Genomic DNA, 20,017 nt, shown 5'->3' on the forward strand with positions numbered 1-20,017 from the left:
CGTATTAAATTTGTTTTCATTAATAATCTATTTTTTTCTTACGTTTTCGTTTCCGGGTTTTTAATTTTACGTTATACAGCAGAACGCCCCTTTTTTTCCCTCTTAGTTTAATATTACCCACCTCTTTCGTATTCAATTCTTTTTTATCGCTGAGGGCTTCAAACAGCACCCCCGATATAAGCAAATTTTGCCTAAACTCGCTACAGGCCGACTCAATACGCGCCGCTGTGTTAATAGTATCTCCATTGTACGAAATATCTCGTCGTATACTGCCCACTTGCAATACCATAACCTTACCCATATGCAGACCGGCCTTAAACTGAGGCACTTCGCCATATTTTCGCCGGTAATAGCGTGCCCGTCGTTCTATTACTCTTAAAAAAGCATAAAAAGCCTTTATACAATTGTTGTCTTTCAGTCCTTTTTTTTGCTTCCAGGTAACAATGGCACCGTCGCCCATATATTGGTATATTTCGCCATAGTAATTGTACATCACTTGCATATCGTTAAAAACATCCTGCACCAGACGGCTAAATTTTTTATGCCCCAGCACCTCTGCTTTTGTTGTTGACGATTTCATATCGATGAACATGAATATTTTATTCTCTTCGGTAGGTTTGTTCAATCGCCCAAAAAACCAATTAACAAAGTTGCCCACACCAATTTTTCTGTACATTTCCCTAAATGTGCTGTTGGCTATACAAGCCAGATAAAAATAGGCGGTAAAGCGGAAATGCTTTAACTCAAAATCAGGGACGTATTTTAAAAATGTTTGGTAATCGATTAAAGTGTATAGGTCCAAGGATTTATTGGCGGCTAAAAACAGGATGGCAAAAGCCAGTGCAAAATACAAAAACGACCTTAAAAAAACCATGTTGCGTATGGGCGATAAACGCATCAAACGTTCAGAGAAAAACACATCTAAAAAGGTAAAAAGCAGTGTTACCAACAATGCGGCAAGTAAGGTATTGGTATAAACCGAATCCGTAGGTAATAAACCAAAGTAATTAATAAATAAGGTCTCGTCTCCTGTTAAAAACAAATAGAAAAACAGGCTTATATTCCAGAATATCAAGTGATACCTGAAGGATTTAAGGGACTGGGCAAACCATATTTTTATTTTTTCTTTCAGAAACATACTTATCTGTTGTATTCTACCCTTATTGTGGGTAAGGAGTAAGCACTGACTTACTCATAAGCGTGTACCCATTACAGGTATAATTTGTTTCGTAAAAGAACGAAGAGTTTTAAACAAAAAAAGCCGCTCGATAAAAATCGAACGGCTTTTGCAATATTTCTATTTGTTTGGCTTATATCAGATCGATGCTTCGCTTCACAAACTTTGTTAAGGCTTCACCTTTTAACATATTATTTGATAAAAGTGCAAGGTCAATCAGCTGCGACACCAATTTATTATCCATGCTAAAGGCGCTCAATATCTTGGTTTTTTTGTCATTCAGTTCACTTATCTTTTTATCCAGGTCACTCAGCTCATCTTTTTGAGCCTGAGGTATCTCTTCCTCTTTTTTCCCTTCCTTGGCTTTTTCAATCTCTGAACGTTTTTTGTTCAAACTCTCTATTTTGCTACGTAAAGAGTCTGTCTGCTCGCCCACTTTTTCTTTTTTCTCAGCTAAAATACGCTCAACCAAAGGATGGTTTTCGTTAACTACCAATTGATAACTATCGGGCATTTCGCCATAAAAATTCATCCCTCCACCTTGCATGGCACTCATTTCCTTCATACGACGCATAAACTCTTGCTGGGTAATCATGGCCGGATTGGCACTGGCTCCCATTGCCTCAAAGGCCACAATAAAGTTCATTTTATCGCTGTTAGGCACCTTGGCCGAAAAAACCTGAGTTAAATCATCCTTATCCCCGGCAGTGAGTTTCGACTCTATTGTATCTTCTTTTGGTATAAGCTTTTCAACCACATCGGCATCAACCCTTACAAAGCGGGTTTTTTCGAGTTTTTGCTCCAAATGATTGATAAAGTGGGTATCCAATTGCCCGTCCATCTCTAACACATCATAGCCCTTGTCTTTGGCTCCTTGAATAAAACTATGCTGCTCCGTAGCATTGGTGGTATACAGATACACCAATTGCTTGTCCTTATCCGTTTGGTTTTCCTTGATGATTTCCTTGTACTCATCCAGCGTAAAATACTTACCATCGGTATTTTTAAGCAAAGCAAATTTTTGTGCCTTGTCATAAAACTTCTCCTCGGTTAACTTGCCGTATTCAATAAAGAGCTTAAGAGAATCCCATTTTTCCTCAAAACCTTTTCTGTCTTCTTTAAAGATTTCGGCCAAACGATCGGCCACCTTTTTGGTGATATGGTTCGAGATCTTTTTTACGTTACCATCGGATTGCAGATAGGAACGTGACACGTTAAGTGGTATGTCGGGTGAGTCCAGCACGCCATGCAACAAAGTAAGAAATTCCGGTACAATGTTTTCTACAGAATCGGTAATAAACACCTGATTGCTGTACAATTGTATCTTATTTTTTTGAACCTCCACATTATTTTTAATCTTAGGGAAATAAAGAACGCCCGTAAGATTAAAGGGATAATCTACATTCAGATGGATATTAAAGATGGGATCTTCACTCATGGGGTACAAATCCCTATAAAACTTCTTGTAATCCTCATCCTTTAAATCCGCCGGCTTACGCGTCCATAGAGGATTGGTATCGTTAACCACATTATCCTCCTCCAACTCTACCTCTTTACCGTCTTTCCATTCTGTTTTTTTGCCAAACGTAACCTCAATAGGCAAAAAGCGACAGTATTTATTCAGCAGGCGAGTTATCTCTGCTTTTTCGAGGAACTGCTTGTTTTCGTCGTCGATGTACAACACAATGTCGGTACCTCTGTCCTCTTTTTTTATCTCATCTATGGTGTATTCAGGACTACCATCGCACGACCATTTTACTGCCTGTGCACCTTCCTTATGCGATAAAGTATGTATTTCTACTTTTTTTGCAACCATAAAAGACGAGTAGAATCCTAATCCAAAATGCCCGATAATGGCATGAGCATCTGTTTTATATTTATCCAGAAACTCCTCGGCACCTGAAAAAGCAATCTGATTGATGTATTTCTCAATTTCTTCGGCTGTCATTCCAACGCCCCGGTCTGATATGGTCAGTGTTTTTTCTTTTGGGTCGATGGCTATTTTCACTTTTAAGTCACCTATTTCGCCCTTAAACTCACCCACGCTCGATAGCGTCTTTAACTTTTGTGAGGCATCTACAGCGTTGGAAACAAGCTCCCTCAAGAAAATTTCATGATCCGAATAAAGGAATTTTTTAATGATGGGGAAAATATTTTCTGACGAAACCCCAATATTACCTTTTGACATAGTATTGTTCGTTTTTTATTGATGAAACATATTTTAAAGCAGCCTGTACGCAAACCCTGTGCCAGCCAAACAGCAATGACAGATAGTCAGAAAATGTGACAAAAGCTTATTTAAAAAGACAAAATATGGTATAGTTTGTCAGAATGAAGGCGGATATAACAATGGGATGATGGGAAGATGTGGCGGTATGTCATTTTGTAACTTTTAAACTTGCGTAACTCGTCACTTTAAACCTGTAAGCTCCATGTTTATAAATTGCTTGTCGTTATATATTCATTAACACACTGACCGATTGGGCTTTTACCAGGTAATTACGAGGATACTCTTGCGGTATTTTAATTATTTCTTATATTCGCCATCTGAAAAAAACAGTTTAAATATACAATTATGGTAGATGTGAAGAAGAAGCAAGGTTTTTTTACAAAAATGCTCAACTGGACCGAAAAAGCCGGGAATGCATTGCCTCATCCGGCCACCCTATTCGCCCTTTTTGCATTGGCGGCCTTGATTTTTTCTGCTGTAGGCAGCCTATTGGGCTGGGAAGTTATTCATCCGGGCACCAAGGAGTTGGTTAAACCGGTAAACTTGCTTTCGCACGACGGGATACATCGTATCATTTTAGAGATGGTGGAGAACTTTACAAGCTTTGCACCTTTGGGTATAGTGCTTGTGGCCATGTTAGGTATTGGCATAGCTGAACAAAGCGGACTGATAGGCGCTATTATCCGCCTTTTGGTTCTCAATACCAAACAACACTTACTTACCTTTATTGTTGTTTTCACCGGAATATTGTCGAATCTGGCCTCCGATGTAGGTTACGTTCTGTTAATACCTTTGGCCGGGGTAATTTTTATAGCGGTGGGCCGACATCCCATTGCGGGAATGGCAGCCGCTTTTGCCGGAGTATCGGGTGGTTTTAGCGCCAACCTGGTTTTGGGTACGGTAGACCCCCTGCTTGCCGGCCTATCGCAGGAGGCAGCTCACATTTTGGATCCCAGCTATCAAGTAAACGCCACGGCAAATTACTACTTTATGGTTGCCTCTACATTTGTTATTGCTTTTGCCGGCACTTTTGTTACCGAAAAACTGGTAGAACCCCGTTTAGGTACTTACATAAAAAACGAGCGGGATAAGGCAGAAAATTTCGATGGACTGTCACCTATTGAAAAACGTGGTCTCATTTACTCGTCCTTGGTGTTTTTATTGGTATTTATTGTTATACTTATAGGCATTATTCCGGAGGACGGTTTTTTTAGAGGTGTTAACGGAAGCATTCTAAACTCCCCCTTGATAAAAGGCGTTGTAGCCATGTTATTCGTAGTAGCCGGTCTTATGGGACTTGTTTATGGATTTACCACAAAAGTATTTAAAAACGATGCCGATGTAATGGACGGTATGGCCAAATCGATGAAAACGCTGGCCTCCTATTTGGTTTTGGTATTTTTTGCAGCGCAGTTTGTAGCCTATTTTAAATGGAGCAACCTGGGTATTATACTCGCCGTTAAGGGAGCCGGAGTACTTATGGCGGCCGAAATTGGCTTGATACCCCTGATGATACTTTTTATATTGTTATCGGCTGCTATTAACATGTTAATGGGTAGTGCTTCGGCCAAGTGGGCCATTCTGGCTCCTATATTTATTCCCATGTTTATGATCATGGGCTACTCCCCGGAGTTATCGCAAATAGTTTACCGCATAGGCGACAGCGTTACCAATGTAATTTCGCCAATGATGAGTTTTTATGCGCTCATTATTGCCTTTTTTCAAAAGTACGATCCCAAAGCCGGCATAGGCACTATTATAGCCACCATGCTTCCTTATACCTTAATATTTTTAGTGGCATGGATATTATTACTGGTGGTTTGGCTTTTGGTAGGTATACCTCTGGGGCCGGGTGCCAAGGTATTTTATACGCTTCCGTAAAGCTTGTATCATAATCTTATACGAATATTTTATCCAGCACTTTGCTTCTATGGTCGAATATCTGATTAAGCTTTTTTCGTATAAAAAGCGTATTGGCTAATTTTCCGAATAGGCCGATAGGCGGTTTATAGCTCACAATATCTTTCATTAAAACGCCATCTTCACCTGGCTCAATAATATGTTGATGATGCCATAATGCGTAAGGTCCCACTCTTTGTTCATCTACAAAATACTTTTTATTTTTTAGGTGAGTTATTTCTGTTACCCAGTGGGTGGCTATGCCCAACATTGGCTTCACCGTGTAGCTTATTATCATGCCCTCATAAATCTTATCAGGCAGGTCGGAACTGCGTATATCGAAACCCATATGTTCAGGCGTTATTTTTTTTAAATTCTGAGGTGAGCTGATAAAATCCCAAACCTCGTCGACAGATGCCTTTATTACTTGTTCCCGCTTAAATTGATAAAATCCCATGACGTTAATTTAACTATTTACTACTGTTCAATTATATCTTAAAAAAGCTAAACAGTTGAGCTGTTGTTTTTGTTTGAGGCCACAAAAAAAACCGTTGACATGTATAAACACACCAACGGTTTTTATTTCATCCAATAAAATAAGCTTTATTACTTATAAAACGCGTGTCGACTTTTCCGGGCGGGGTGCTTTGGTCACCAGAATCCTGGCCTGCATACTACCCTGGTTGCTGAGGTAATGCACAATGTTAGCCGGACTTTCGATAAGAGCATCCTTTTCAAAAGTTGCCGATTCATCGCCAATATGCACAGTGGGGCTCCCCTCTAAAACATAAAACACTACATCCACCGGTGTTTTATGAGGCTTTAAGGCCTCGCCGGGTTTTAATGTTATATGCATCATTTGGGCTGATGCCGCACTGTACAATTGTTTCACCTCTACTTTGTGCGGATTTTCCTTAGTTGGTTCCGTACTAAAATGTCGCGAAATCATACGAGTTTTTATTCATACTTAATAACCTCCACCGGACAGCTTTCGGCAGCATCTATTATGCACTCTTCGTTTGCCTCAAAATCGGCTCCCGCAATAACTTCTGCCTCATCGGGCATTTCAAATACATCGGGACAAATACTTTCACATACTCCGCAGGAAGTACATCCCTCTTCTATCCAAACTTTTTTAATTGCCATAGTGATTCAATTTTAAAAGATTTAAAAATAAAAAGCTATTGTATGGTTTACTCGATACCACAGAAATAGTAGGAGCTTCGATTATACCACACCTTGAGTTATCATTGCATTGGCCACCTTTATAAAACCGCATATATTAGCTCCTTTTACATAATTGATGGACCCATCGGGTTCGCGACCATGTTTTACACAGGAGCTATGTATATTTTGCATAATAGTTTTAAGTTTATCATCCACCTTTTCGCGTGTCCAGGATATCCGCATTGAGTTTTGCGTCATCTCCAGCCCGGATGTGGCAACACCACCGGCATTTGCCGCTTTACCCGGTGCAAATAAAACTTTGTGCTCATGGAATAAATTAACTGCTTCGGGGGTACATGGCATATTGGCTCCTTCGGCTACACATTTACATCCGTTATCTATAAGTAATTTAGCGCTATCTCCGTTCAGTTCGTTTTGGGTGGCGCAAGGTAATGCGATATCACATTTTACGCCCCATGGTTTTTCCTGCGGATGATAAGTGGCATTCGGATACTCATCAACATACTGGGATATCCTTCCACGGTAGCCATTCTTAATCAATTTAATATGCTCCAGTTTTGCCGTATCAATTCCTTCGCTATCGTAAATATAACCGCTGGAATCGGACAAGGTTACCACCTTTCCGCCTAACTCAATCACCTTTTCGGTGGCAAATTGAGCCACATTGCCAGAACCACTTATTGCAACTGTTTTTCCTTTTATCGAATCGTCTTGTGTATTCAACATTTCCTGGGTAAAATATACTGCACCATAACCGGTAGCTTCCGGACGTAGCAGACTCCCCCCAAACTCGGCTCCTTTACCTGTAAAAACACCAACAAACCTGTTTGTTAAACGCTTATACTGACCAAACATATAGCCAATTTCCCGACCTCCGACACCTATGTCGCCGGCGGGTACATCGGTAAACGAACCTACATGTCGCTGCAATTCGGTAACAAACGACTGGCAAAACTTCATCACCTCAAAATCTGTTTTACCTTTTGGATTGAAATCAGAACCACCCTTTGCCCCTCCCATGGGTAGCGAGGTAAGTCCATTCTTTAATACTTGTTCAAAAGCCAAAAATTTAAATACACTTTGGGTAACACTGGGATGAAAGCGCAAGCCTCCTTTGTAGGGGCCTATGGAGCTATTCATCTGTACTCTGTATCCTTTATTAATTTGTATTTCGCCCTGGTCGTCTAACCAAGGTATTCTAAAACTGACCACCCTTTCCGGTTCGGTCATGCGCTCCAAAATTTTATGTTTTATATAAATAGGATTTTCCAATATATATGGAGCTACACTTTCTACCACCTCTTGCACTGCTTGATGGAATTCAGGTTCGTGCGGATTTTTTCTGATCACTTCCGACATAAAGTTGTCGATGTACTTTTGTACTTTTTCTGATTGCATATAGGCCAATGTTATTAATAAATAAATTAAAGTTGCGTAAAGATAAAATCTTTGACCTACAAACTATACTACGTTCGCAAAAAAAACATTCACAACCTGCAAAAAATCATTTTTTTATCCGATTCTTAAACATTCGTTAACATTTTTATCCGTACAAATTTTAGAGTGAACGTAAAAAAGAGATAGCTCACCTGTTTTGACTCTGCTAACAGGATGAGATATTCAGCACAGCCCAATTTTCCGATATCCCTATTTCTTAATAAGAATCGAAGCTAGCATCGGGTTGTAAGCCGGCCAATTTAGCTGTTCCTTATTTCCCGGTTTTACCGAACCATAGGCCTATGACATATTTTAAAAGAAACAAGCAATAACAAGCTCACCTTTGTTAATTCAAATAATCCAAACCATACATGCAGCAAGGAGCTGGGCATTTCAGTTCCATCTATGATGAGCTGGGCATTATGGCTGAGTTGGGGTAAAAGCCAAAAAGATTGCAAAGCTATTATGGCGGATATTATCCATAACCAAGCATTTTTCATTTGCAATATGGCTCTAAACTCTAATTTCTGTGACAAACGTAAAATCCAAACGCTTATCAGCAGAATTATTTCTACCCTATTTAAGGCAGTAAATATTAGCTTGCCAATGCTTAATCCAATTTCACGTGTTACCCCATCAGCCCTGAACTTTAACCAAGCTTCCATAAAGCTGATGGAACTGACAAAACCTGCCCAAAAGAGCATTATTATAATCATAACACGCTCGGATGCTCTCATTTTATAGATAATAATGGTTTATACAAACTTTAGACTCTCTACGTTTCTCAAGTTATTAAAAGCATTGTCCGCTTTCTCGTATAACCTATTCACCTGTTCTTTCTGCTCCTCGCTCAAAGCCTGCTCGGCCATTGGATAAAGCACATTATCCTCCTTATAAATATGCTGCTGCAACAGGTATCCATATGCCCGGGTGTTTTCGATAAGGCTGGTGTTATTTTTATTTGCAAGGCCCGCCTCCATACCTTGCAGGTACTCTCTTCCTTCCTGATGCTCGTGTAACATTACAGGTATCGGATTACAATGCAAACCATCCACATTCTCTAACATGGCTTTAAAGAGTATGTCCTCCTCTTTGGCATGATGAAATTTGTCGGCATAATTTTTAATAAAGTCGATGGTTTTTTCAAAAAATACGGTATCCACTTCCTTGCCGTTTTCAATTAGTTCGCACTCGTTCAAGGCTGCCGAAATGACTTTTAGAATATATTGGTGTTCGTCGGATAAAATTTGAGTAATGTTATTCATTGAAGTAAAATATAGTTTATTTTTTTACACTGTTCATTGATGGATTAAACCCTTAGGTCTGAAGCGAAATGATTATTTAGCCCGGTATGAGCATAAGGGCTAATAATGGAATCACTTACACAATTCTGTTTAAAACCGCATCGCCCCGCCGGATAGAATCCGACAGAGCGCTTATAGTTTCTGTTTTTGCTATCTCAAAAAAGCCGTCCCTCACCACAATATATTTATCGTGAAGTGGACAAGGGTTATCATTGTGGCAGCTTTTTAAGCCAAAACCGCATTTATGAAAGCAGTTATCCCCTTCCATCACATGGATAACTTGATACAATGTTAAATGCGATTGATTTTCGTCAAAGAAGAAACCACCACCCCTACCTTTTGCCGAATTCAGCAATTGGTGCTTGGTAAGATTTTGTAGTATTTTTGCCGTATATGCTTCTGGAGCTTCAATTTCGCCGGCAATTTCACCAACACCCGGTCTTTTGTTTTCCCAGTTTCGCAACTGAATAAAAACCAATGCTCTAATGGCATACTCTGTACTTTTTGATAGCATAGAAGTTTATTTTTTACTGACTCACCTTTTTGTTATTTAATTGCAACGCTTTAACAAAAAGAATATTGTTTTCTAAGTGTATATGTCGGTGCAAATCTTTTTCGAAATCACTTAACGTTTGATAGGTAATTCTATATGTAGTACATCCATCTGCAGGAGGAGTATAGGTTGATGTTAGCTCAGATATTTGAACCAAGCGCTCACCTTCTGCCTGATGCTCTTCGTCCAATAAAGCAATATTCTTTTTTGCATCTTCCCAAACCCGCTTAAAATCAGCACTTTCCTTATTCAATTTCACCAATTTACGTATCAGAGGAAATACAAGAATTTCTTCTTTCTGCATATGCATAGTCAGGTTTCCCGCAACAACATCAAAGAGTTCTTTTACCTCAAATAATTCGGGATGATTACCACCATGCACGTTGCACAATTTTTCAAGCTTCTGTTTTAAGAAGGGTATATTATCACTTACGTAAGTGTGGTGTCTTTTTTCGATATAATCACAAAGCTCGTCCAATTCCATCCCATCTATATACTTTGAATCAGGATCCTTAACTGTAAGCATCGCTTCTAATTCGGGTACTAAAGCATTGAGGTCTGCTCCTGATTTTTTACAGGCTTCTTCGAGGGTAATTCCCCCGCCACAACAAAAGTCAATTTTATTTTTGTCGAAAAGCTGTGCAGTTTTATAATTAGCTTTTACAATGTCGCCAACGCGGGTGTTCAATTTTATTTCCATGATGATTTAATTTTATTGTTAAAATATTACGCTACAAAGATATCAAAATTTTATAAAAGGATATAAATATCTTTTTATAATTTTATCTTATATTTGCCACTCTAATTTTAAATCCTTATTTAGTTATGAACACAAAAAAGCTTTGGATAGCGTTTACCATGGTAATGGTAATATCTTTTGGAATTCTTGGGTACTATGGGTACGAAATATACAAGGAAGCACCACCCATCCCCAAAAAAGTAGTTACTGCCGATGGAACGGTAATTTTTACTGCAAGTGATATCAAAGACGGCCAAAACGTTTGGCAATCAATTGGAGGCCAGGAAGTAGGATCGGTATGGGGGCACGGTGCCTACAAGGCCCCTGACTGGACAGCGGATTGGTTACACCGCGAAGCTGTTTTTATCTTAGATAAACTGGGTGAAGCAGAATACGCAGAACGTTATGACAAGCTTGACGATGAAAAGCAGGCCTTGTTGCAAAAAAGGCTTCAGAATGAATTACGAACCAACTCTTATGATTTTGAAACCGGAATACTGCATATTTCAGCATTAAGGCTTGAGGCATTTAAAGCCATAAGCCGCCATTATGCCAATTTGTTTATGGATGGCGAGCAAGAGGCGGACCTGCGTGAGGCCTATGCCATACCCGCCAACAGCATTAAGGATGCCGACAGGATGTTTAAGTTCAACTGCTTTTTATTTTGGGCAACCTGGTCCACTGTTACAGAGCGGCCGGGGCAAGAAATAAGCTATACCAACAACTGGCCGCCCGAAAAACTGGTGGCCAACGAGCCCAGTGGCTCCTTGCTGCTCTGGACCGGTTTTAGCGTAATCATATTAATTGCCGGTATCGGTATGCTGGCCTGGTACTATGCCTCGCACCGAGATGAAGAGGAAAACAGCGAAGTACCCGCGGTAAATCCCTTGTCGGGTGTAAAGCAAACGCCATCAATGAAGGCAACCCTAAAATACTTTTGGGTAGTTACCGCACTTATCCTGGTACAAATACTCATGGGCGTGGTCACGGCACACTATGGGGTTGAAGGGCTAGCTTTTTATGGTTTCCCCCTGGCCGATTTCCTGCCCTACTCCATTACGCGAACCTGGCATATTCAGTTAGCTATTTTTTGGATAGCCACCTCATGGTTAGCCACCGGATTGTTTATTGCGCCGGCCGTATCGGGCAAAGAGCCCAAATTTCAGAAACTGGGAGTAGATATTCTGTTTGGGGCACTGCTGGTAATTGTTCTCGGTTCGTTGGCCGGACAGTGGTTTGGCGTAATGCAAAAACTTGGCTTGGCCGAGAATTTTTGGTTTGGCCATCAAGGCTATGAATATGTAGATTTAGGGCGTTTTTGGCAAATATTCCTCTTCCTGGGATTATTTATCTGGCTATTTTTAATGGGCAGGGCTATTTGGCCAGCACTGCAAAAACGAGACGAAAACCAACATCTACTTTGGATGTTTTTAATTGCCTCTATTGCCATCGCTGCTTTTTATGGTGCCGGATTAATGTGGGGGCAGCAAACACACTTAACGATAGCCTCCTATTGGCGCTGGTGGGTGGTTCATCTTTGGGTAGAAGGTTTCTTTGAGGTGTTTGCCACGGTGGTTATTGCCTTTTTATTTGTGCGCATGCAATTGCTTCGCCCTTCCATTGCCACAGCAAGTGTATTGTTTTCAACTGTTATATTTCTTTCGGGGGGTATCCTCGGCACCTTCCACCATTTATACTTTGCTGGTACTCCAACGGCTGTTTTGGCCATTGGGGCAAGTTTTAGTGCCCTGGAGGTAGCACCCTTGGTATTTATGGGATTCGAGGCGTATCATAACATAAAAATCAGCAAGGCAACAGCATGGGTTGCTGCATATAAATGGCCTATTTACTTTTTTGTTTCCGTTGCCTTTTGGAACCTGCTGGGAGCCGGGGTATTCGGATTCTTAATCAACCCCCCTATTGCCTTATATTATATGCAGGGCTTAAACACCACTCCAGTACATGCCCATACGGCTCTGTTTGGCGTGTACGGTATGTTAGGCATTGGCCTGATGCTATTTGTACTACGCGATATGGACCTGGAGGCAGAATGGAAAGAGAAACCCATTAAATACGCCTTTTGGGGCTTAAATATAGGTTTGCTACTGATGGTGCTCTTGAGCGTTTTGCCGGTAGGACTGGCACAAACCGTAGCAAGCGTTAAGCACGGCCTGTGGTATGCCCGCTCGGCAGAATTTCTGGAAACACCCTTTTTAGAAACCATACGATGGATGCGTGTAATCGGCGACACCATTTTTGCCGTTGGTGCATTGTACCTGGTGTGGTTTGTTTTTGGACTGAAAGGAGGATGGTCTGTAAAGAAATAAGCACATTTTAAATTGTGCATTTAACAAAAAGTCCGGCTTTTGTTGGGCTTTTTGTTATTTACAATACTTTTCTAAGTTGGAATACCTGCAATAAGGACCTTACAGGGAACTCTTATCTCTGCCATAAAAACTATCCCGTTTGTATTTCAATGCCCTACCCATAAGTACAATAGCATGAATTACAAATAGATTAGTTAAATACAAATGATCATTTAAACACTTGATGTGCAGTCCGAAGAATTATTCACCAAACATACATCGCAGTGCCACTACGGTAAATTATGAATGCCGATTTATATTAATTTTAACAATTTCCGTATTGGTTATCTATGTTGGTCAATTAATATGTTATTTCCATCCGGGTCGGTTAATGATATGTGTGCCGGTCCACTTGTGCCTGAATCTACTTCTGAATTTAATGCCATGCCACTTTTTTTTAGCTGTTCCTGAATAACTCTAACGTCATCAAAATCTTCTATATTTTGCGCATTTTCGTCCCAGCCTGGATTAAATGTTATGATGTTATTTTCGAACATTCCTTCAAATAGCCCAATAATCGCATTGCCATTTTTCATAATGAGCCATTTTTGATTAATGTCGCCACCTAAGTCTGTAAACCCCAAATTTTCATAAAATTCTTTTGATTTTTGAATATCTTTCACTGCAAGACTTATTGAAAAAGCTCCTAATTTCATAATCATTCTATTTTAGTTCATTATTTCAAGTTCATTATGCTTATGCTAAAATTCTCATAAAGTTTTTCTTGATACAATTATCACTAAATTATTATTTAAACAACAATTACATCAAAACATCTCCAACTTAGTAAGTTATTTCGTCTTATTAGTGCCAACAGCTCTGGCTATCATTAATACTTTTATATGATTTTGTACTAAACAGCAATGAATAATAAGCCATATGAGATTACACCCTGCAGAAGCGGGGTAGTTTTATGCAATACAGTTAAACATAACAGTTTGCTCATAACAAACATTTACATATTACGAGCAAAATCAGCTTAAGTAATGTGAGGGATCAAGTCCAAAAATCGCTTCCCCAATATACAAAAAACAAAATATTAAATGGCTTGAGTACAACATCAAATACATATTAAGCCAAGGCCTTAAACGATGCTTAGTTGTTGTGCGTTCTAATATTTTTCATTCTGATATTTCCGCCTGCCAATATTCATAGCTTTTTATTTCTCCGTTTTCCATTTTAAACGCATAAGACATTCGCTTTACTTTAGAAATTTTAAAGTCAATTTTATTTTTAAAAAGTTCTCCGTCATACGAAAAAGTATGATATTCTCCATTTTCTCCGCACAAATCAATTTCGTCCGGTAATGATTTAGCAAAGTCGCTGTCTATATCTCTTCCTATAAATGTCTGGTCTAATTTGTCTGCTTGTGCTACAATTATTTTTGTTTTAATTCCTGAATTCAAGAAATCGCTCATTATTTCTTCGGATGTCTTTTCCCAAAGTGGTTCAACAACCTCAATGCCAAACGGTTTAAGTTTGCTTTCTCTATACGTTTTAACATCGTCTAAAAATATGTCGCCAAAAATAAAATGTGCAACTTTTTGACTTTTAAAGTGCTCCACCGCTTCGGCCATTCGTTCCTCATTGGTGCTTTTGTCCTTTGAAAGCAAAACCGTATAAAGCGGAATTCCAATACTGTCAGCTTGTTTTAATAATAGATTTAAGGGAATGGAATGCATTGAAGATGTTAATGTTTCTTCGTTGATAGTAGTCAATAACGCTATAACTTCAAATTCATCTTCTTGCAGTGTTTTTTGCAATGCTAACGCAGAATCTTTTCCTCCACTCCAATTAAATACTGCTTTTTTTCTTACTCTCATATTTTCTATCTCGGCTTGTTTTTACTGACGCACAATTTTTTGATAAGCGCACACCATATGTTATTATTGCAATTATGTATGAAGCTATTTTGTTGGTTAAATGTAGTACAATACGAAAGAATTATAGCAAAATGGAGTAGAATATTAAATAAGAAGGCAATAGTGCTGTTAAAGATACATAGAAACACGATAGCAGTTGAAGCAACCACAAAAAAATACGTTTTATAGTCGTTTATAACGACTATAAAACGTATTGAGTTATTGCAATGATTACTAATATTTTACTTTTTCGCCACTACGATCTATTAATTCTTAAATATCAAATCGTTGTTCCTGTAATCTACCATAATTTTTTTGTCCCTTTCGATGGTATCGGCCAAAATTTGTTTCGACAGCTCATTCAATACTTTCTTTTGCAGAACGCGCTTGATAGGTCGTGCACCAAAAAGAGGATCAAAACCGGCATTGGCTATAAAGCGTACCGCCTCGTCGGTAATGTCAATCTTAACCTGCTTGCTGTCCAAGGTTGATTTTATACCATTAAACTGAAGCCTTACAATTTCCTCGATCTCTTTTTTACTCAAGGGCGAGAACATGACAATGTCATCTATGCGGTTTAAAAACTCAGGACGGATAGTTTTCCTTAACAGGTCGAACACCTCCGTTTTGGTTTTTTCCATCATTTGATTCTGATTTTCCTCGGTGGCATATTCAAAGTTTTGCTGTATAATATGGCTACCGGCATTAGAGGTCATAATGATGATCGTGTTTTTAAAATCCACCACCCTGCCCTTATTATCGGTCAGGCGACCGTCGTCCAATACCTGTAACAGCACGTTAAATACATCGGGGTGTGCCTTTTCAATTTCATCTAACAATACTACCGAATAAGGCTTACGACGCACTGCTTCGGTAAGCTGGCCTCCTTCGTCGTAACCCACGTATCCCGGCGGTGCGCCTATAAGGCGCGATACAGAATGCCTTTCCTGAAACTCAGACATATCGATACGAGTCATTTTATTTTCGTCATCGAACAGGAAGGCCGCCAGTGTTTTGGCCAACTCCGTTTTACCCACACCCGACATACCAAGGAATATAAAGGAGCCCACCGGTCTTTTTTCATCCTGCAAACCTGCTCTGCTTCGCCTAATGGCATTTGCCACTGCTTCAATGGCCTCCTCCTGTCCAACTACCCTTTTGCGCAACTCTGCTTCTAAGGTCAGTAGTTTTTCTTTTTCGCTCTTTAACATCCGGGTAACCGGTATGCCTGTCCATCGGCTTACAACGCCGGCAATATCTTCCGAATCCACCTCTTCTTTTATCATGGGGTTTTCGGTTTGCCTGTCGCTGAGTTTTTGCTTTAGTTTTTCTATTTGCTCTTCGGCAGCCCGTATTTTACCATAGCGGAGCTCAGCCACCTTATCAAACTGTCCTTCGCGTTCGGCTTTTTGCGCCTCAAATTTAAAATGCTCAATGTCCGATTTATTTTTTTGTATCTCGTCAACAATTGATTTTTCCTCCTGCCACTTGGCTCTCAGGCTGCTGCGCTGGTCCTTTAATTCCGACAACTCCTTGCTGAGTCTTTGCAATTTCGCGCCATCGCCTTCTCTTTTGATGGCCTCACGCTCAATCTCTAATTGCTTCACCCTTCTTTCTAATTCATCCACCTCTTCGGGAACGGAATTCATCTCCAATCGTAATTTAGCGGCCGCCTCATCTATCAGGTCGATAGCCTTATCGGGCAAAAACCTATCGGAGATATATTTGGTAGATAAACTTACAGCGGCTATAATGGCATCGTCCATAATCCTAACCTTATGGTGAGTTTCGTACCTTTCTTTCAGTCCGCGCAATATCGAAATAGCACTGGGCATGTCAGGTTCGTTCACCATTACCAACTGGAAACGACGTTCCAGTGCCTTATCTTTCTCAAAGTATTTTTGATATTCATTCAAGGTTGTTGCCCCTACCGCACGTAAATCGCCTCGGGCCAAGGCAGGTTTAAGTATATTGGCCGCATCCATGGCACCTTCGCTCTTACCGGCACCCACTAAAGTGTGTATTTCGTCGATAAACAGGATAATACCTCCATCGCTGGCCTCCACTTCTTTTACAACCGCCTTTAAACGTTCTTCAAATTCGCCTTTATATTTAGCGCCGGCTATTAGTGCACCCATATCCAATGAAAATATAAGTTTGGTTTTTAAATTGTCGGGCACATCACCATCAACAATACGCATGGCCAGGCCTTCACCTATGGCCGTTTTTCCTACACCGGGCTCACCCACCAAAATAGGGTTATTTTTGGTACGTCGAGATAGTATTTGCAGCACACGCCTTATCTCCTCATCTCGTCCGATAACAGGATCTAACTTACCCAAACGAGCGCTTTCGTTCAGGTTGATGGCATAACGGTTCAATGCATTGTATTTATCTTCGGCTGAGGGAGAATCTACTTTAGCTCCCTTCCGCAACTCTTCAATGGCCATGATCAGTGCCTTTTCGGATATCCCGGCATCTTTTAGCAGGCTGGATACGGCATCCTTAACCGACAAAAGTCCCAGCAACAAATGCTCGATACTTACATACTGATCGCCAAACTGTTTGAGGTAATCCTTGGCTCGAAGCATAACCTGATTACTGGCACGTGACAGGTAAGGCTCACCACCTGAAACCTTGGGGTAACTTTGTATGATGGCTTCCAAAGGATTGTTGATATTTTTTACCTCTAACTTATTGAACAAATGCGATATCACATTTTCGTCGACCGCAAGTATGGCCTTTAAAATATGCCCCGGCTCAATGGCCTGATGACTAAGACTACTGGCAATACTAAGGGATTGCTGAATAGCCTCTTGCGATTTGATGGTATATTCTTGTAAATTCATGATTTATAATTTTGTTAAAATTTGGTGAACAAAACGTATCAAATGTTTTGCCATTATGCAAAATAGGTCATTTTGACCACTCACTTCTATTTTAGCTGACATTATTGCAGACTACAAGTGTACAATAAGCTATGTTTTACCTAAGAAAGCCCTTGCATAGGCTGTTGCTGAGCCATAGGAGTTTGGCGCAAAATAAAGGACAAGCATTTAAGCTGACAATTAACAAGATCTTCCCACTCCTCCTGAGCCCCAGACCCGCTTCCGCAAAATTGCCGTTAGCTCCCACCCGACTGTCGGCAGACAAGTTTTTTGGTACTGCTGCATCCGGAGCTACCCGAAAAAACATCATCCGTCGTATTAGGCTACTACAAGCTAACAACCGCCTGCCTATTTTGAGAGAATTAATTGTTCCCGTACTTTTTTTCTTTTTATATTAGTCCAATCAAAACACAACACACAAGCGCTGTAATAATTTAAATCAAAAAGGCACGCACAGCAAAACGAAGGAAATCACCAAGCCAAAAGCATGTTTTCACTAAGGAAAGTACACTGTATGTTAAACATTGAATTTACACAAAAAAGGTACCTGCTACTGCTTTGTGTATTTTTTATGCTGTGTAGCCCACCTACATGTATTTATGCCCAATCGCCTGTTACAGCTACCGACACCATCAAGCAAAAAGATAAGAGCCTCCAATATTATTTAAAGCAGCAATCGGAAAACAGCCTTGTTTACAAAAAGCTATATGAATGGTTGGTAGTTTCAAAGGATTCCAACATATTTAAAAGTGATTTACTTTCGGAATTCGACAAAGAAAATGCCAAGTACAACCACAAGGTAATTAGCAGCATAAAAATAAAACAGGTATCACCATTTGCCAAGAGCATTCTGGATACGCTGGGCATTACTACCAATCGCCTAGAAGAACGATTGAGCAAGTTGCGTTTCGAAACTAAAGAGAGCATTATAAAAAACAACCTTACCTTTAAAAACGGTGAGTTTGTAAAAGGACAAAATTTAAAGGACAGTGAGCGGCTGTTACGTTCTTTAAATTTTATAACCGATGCGTTGATTGTTGTTGAACCTGCTTCCACAGATACCTCATTGGTGAATGTTTTGGTGATAACGCAGGACAGCTACCCCTATGGCGGCCTGCTTTCACTATCGGGCACCTATCCACGCCTGGGCTTTTACAGCCGCAATGTTTTGGGTTTCGGATTAGAGATGGGGCATGAACTAAACACCAGACCCACCAAAAACAGGAGCTTTGGCATTTATGAATACTTGCGTTGGCAAAATATTTATGGTTCTTATTTTACATTAAAAGCCGAAGTAAAAGACCAGCACGATGTGCATTTTTATACTATTGGTGCGCAAAAAGATTTTTTTATCCCCGAGATAAAATATGCCGGCGGCTTTAACATCCACCGCAATTATGCCATGGATACAAACCCAATATCGTTTCCTGCAGGCTATCACAACAATTATGATTATTTAATACAGGATTACTGGGCGGGTAAATCTATAATGACCAATGCCGAGAACTTTTTTAACAGATCCAGCCTCACCTTTAACGCACAAGCTTTATTTTCGAAATATTATGCTTTAAGCGACTCCATGAGGCAACTACCACGATACCTACCCAACCAATCCTTGTTTGGATCTGTATCTTTCTCGAAACGTGATTTTTATAAAAATCAATTGATATACAACTATGGGCGAACCGAGGATGTGCCCTATGGATTTATTGGAGCTTTGAGTTTTGGCTTTAACCATAACGAAATTAAGAACCGACTTTTTGCCGGTGCCCATTTTTCTTCAGGCAAGGCGCTTATACCCAATAAAGGCTACTTATTTTTAAGCGGCGACTTACAATCTTTTTTTTACCGCAAAAAACCGGAGGATTCGAGGCTAAAACTTAAAGCGCAATATATTTCGTCGTTAAAAAAAGTTGGTTTACACCGTTGGCGTGCCTTTCTTTCTGCCGATTACGTAAAGGGATACCATAATAGCTACCCCAATTATCTTTACATCAGCGAGTCCAGGCAAGGCATAAAGGCATTCAATAGCAAAGCCCTTTGGGGTACGGAAAAGATGGTGGTCAGTGCCGAAAGCATCCTTTTTTCGAGCAGGGAGCTATTGGGGTTTAAAATGGCCTTTTTCGGATTTTATGATATGGGTTGGATATCAAATGGCAAAAGCGTATTCAGAAACAAGCCCTTTTATTCGTTGGGTGGCGGCTTTAGAATACGAAACGACAATTTGGTTATCAACACCATACAAATACAACTGGCCTATTTTCCGCGTGTACCACCGCAGGGTACTTTATTTGACTTTAGAATGAGCACGGAACAAGTAAATAGTTTTAAGCAACTTGCTCCGCGCAAACCGTATGTTGATGTTTATAAATAA

At 40.0% G+C, this 20,017-nt stretch carries 16 protein-coding genes; 3 read left to right on the plus strand and 13 right to left on the minus strand.

Going from position 1 to position 20,017, the window contains the following annotated elements; all coding sequences use genetic code 11:
- Positions 1–19: 19 nt before the first annotated feature.
- Both FN809_RS12990 and htpG read right to left on the minus strand, forming a co-directional pair.
- Positions 20–1,138, minus strand: coding sequence for an adenylate/guanylate cyclase domain-containing protein (locus FN809_RS12990; RefSeq protein ID WP_142533957.1), 1,119 nt, complete (start codon positions 1,136–1,138; stop codon positions 20–22).
- A 172-nt stretch (positions 1,139–1,310) separates the two neighbouring features.
- The gene (gene htpG / locus FN809_RS12995) at positions 1,311–3,365 is read right to left on the minus strand and encodes a molecular chaperone HtpG (protein ID WP_142533958.1); all 2,055 of its coding nucleotides are present in this window, start codon (positions 3,363–3,365) and stop codon (positions 1,311–1,313) included.
- A gap of 387 nt (positions 3,366–3,752) precedes the next feature.
- Between htpG and FN809_RS13000 the strand changes: the two genes are divergently transcribed.
- Entirely contained in the window at positions 3,753–5,288 is a 1,536-nt protein-coding gene (locus tag FN809_RS13000) for an AbgT family transporter (RefSeq protein ID WP_142533959.1), read from the plus strand.
- Between the two features lie 16 nt (positions 5,289–5,304).
- Here the strand turns inward: FN809_RS13000 and FN809_RS13005 are convergent, their stop codons facing one another.
- The 8 genes from FN809_RS13005 to ric all read right to left on the minus strand — a co-directional run bounded on the left by FN809_RS13005 (position 5,305) and on the right by ric (position 10,488).
- Positions 5,305–5,763, minus strand: a complete 459-nt coding sequence (locus tag FN809_RS13005; protein ID WP_142533960.1) for an SRPBCC family protein — start codon at positions 5,761–5,763, stop codon at positions 5,305–5,307.
- Positions 5,764–5,916: 153 nt separating this feature from the next.
- Positions 5,917–6,255, minus strand: coding sequence for a cupin domain-containing protein (locus tag FN809_RS13010; RefSeq protein WP_142533961.1), 339 nt, complete (start codon positions 6,253–6,255; stop codon positions 5,917–5,919).
- 8 nt (positions 6,256–6,263) lie between these two features.
- The gene (locus FN809_RS13015) at positions 6,264–6,452 is read right to left on the minus strand and encodes a ferredoxin (RefSeq protein ID WP_142533962.1); all 189 of its coding nucleotides are present in this window, start codon (positions 6,450–6,452) and stop codon (positions 6,264–6,266) included.
- An 81-nt stretch (positions 6,453–6,533) separates the two neighbouring features.
- Positions 6,534–7,892 carry an NADP-specific glutamate dehydrogenase gene (gene gdhA, locus FN809_RS13020; RefSeq protein WP_142533963.1) on the minus strand — a complete coding sequence of 453 codons (1,359 nt, stop codon included), beginning with the start codon at positions 7,890–7,892 and terminating at the stop codon, positions 6,534–6,536.
- Positions 7,893–8,215: 323 nt separating this feature from the next.
- On the minus strand, positions 8,216–8,668 hold the full coding sequence (locus tag FN809_RS13025) for a hypothetical protein (protein ID WP_142533964.1): 453 nt from the start codon (positions 8,666–8,668) through the stop codon (positions 8,216–8,218).
- An 18-nt stretch (positions 8,669–8,686) separates the two neighbouring features.
- Positions 8,687–9,196 (minus strand): hemerythrin domain-containing protein, encoded by a 510-nt coding sequence (locus tag FN809_RS13030; protein WP_142533965.1) that lies wholly within the window; start codon positions 9,194–9,196, stop codon positions 8,687–8,689.
- A 115-nt stretch (positions 9,197–9,311) separates the two neighbouring features.
- A complete protein-coding gene (locus FN809_RS13035; RefSeq protein WP_142533966.1) occupies positions 9,312–9,749 on the minus strand; it encodes an RrF2 family transcriptional regulator in 438 nt (145 codons plus the stop codon).
- Positions 9,750–9,762: 13 nt separating this feature from the next.
- On the minus strand, positions 9,763–10,488 hold the full coding sequence (gene ric, locus FN809_RS13040) for an iron-sulfur cluster repair di-iron protein (RefSeq protein ID WP_142533967.1): 726 nt from the start codon (positions 10,486–10,488) through the stop codon (positions 9,763–9,765).
- Between the two features lie 125 nt (positions 10,489–10,613).
- On the opposite strand from ric, the gene FN809_RS13045 reads away from it, so the two are divergent.
- The gene (locus FN809_RS13045; protein WP_142533968.1) at positions 10,614–12,854 is read left to right on the plus strand and encodes a nitric-oxide reductase large subunit; all 2,241 of its coding nucleotides are present in this window, start codon (positions 10,614–10,616) and stop codon (positions 12,852–12,854) included.
- Between the two features lie 323 nt (positions 12,855–13,177).
- Here FN809_RS13045 and FN809_RS13050 read toward each other — a convergent pair whose 3' ends face one another.
- The 3 genes from FN809_RS13050 to clpB all read right to left on the minus strand — a co-directional run bounded on the left by FN809_RS13050 (position 13,178) and on the right by clpB (position 17,604).
- Positions 13,178–13,549 (minus strand): VOC family protein, encoded by a 372-nt coding sequence (locus tag FN809_RS13050; protein WP_142533969.1) that lies wholly within the window; start codon positions 13,547–13,549, stop codon positions 13,178–13,180.
- A gap of 465 nt (positions 13,550–14,014) precedes the next feature.
- Positions 14,015–14,716 (minus strand): Dph6-related ATP pyrophosphatase, encoded by a 702-nt coding sequence (locus tag FN809_RS13055; RefSeq protein ID WP_142533970.1) that lies wholly within the window; start codon positions 14,714–14,716, stop codon positions 14,015–14,017.
- Positions 14,717–15,021: 305 nt separating this feature from the next.
- Positions 15,022–17,604: an ATP-dependent chaperone ClpB gene (gene clpB / locus FN809_RS13060; RefSeq protein ID WP_142533971.1), complete on the minus strand. Its 2,583-nt coding sequence runs from the start codon at positions 17,602–17,604 to the stop codon at positions 15,022–15,024.
- A 553-nt stretch (positions 17,605–18,157) separates the two neighbouring features.
- Between clpB and FN809_RS13065 the strand changes: the two genes are divergently transcribed.
- Positions 18,158–20,017, plus strand: a complete 1,860-nt coding sequence (locus FN809_RS13065) for a BamA/TamA family outer membrane protein (protein WP_142533972.1) — start codon at positions 18,158–18,160, stop codon at positions 20,015–20,017.

Origin of the sequence: Saccharicrinis carchari, from assembly GCF_900182605.1 — a bacterium.
Lineage (GTDB): Bacteria > Bacteroidota > Bacteroidia > Bacteroidales > Marinilabiliaceae > Saccharicrinis > Saccharicrinis carchari.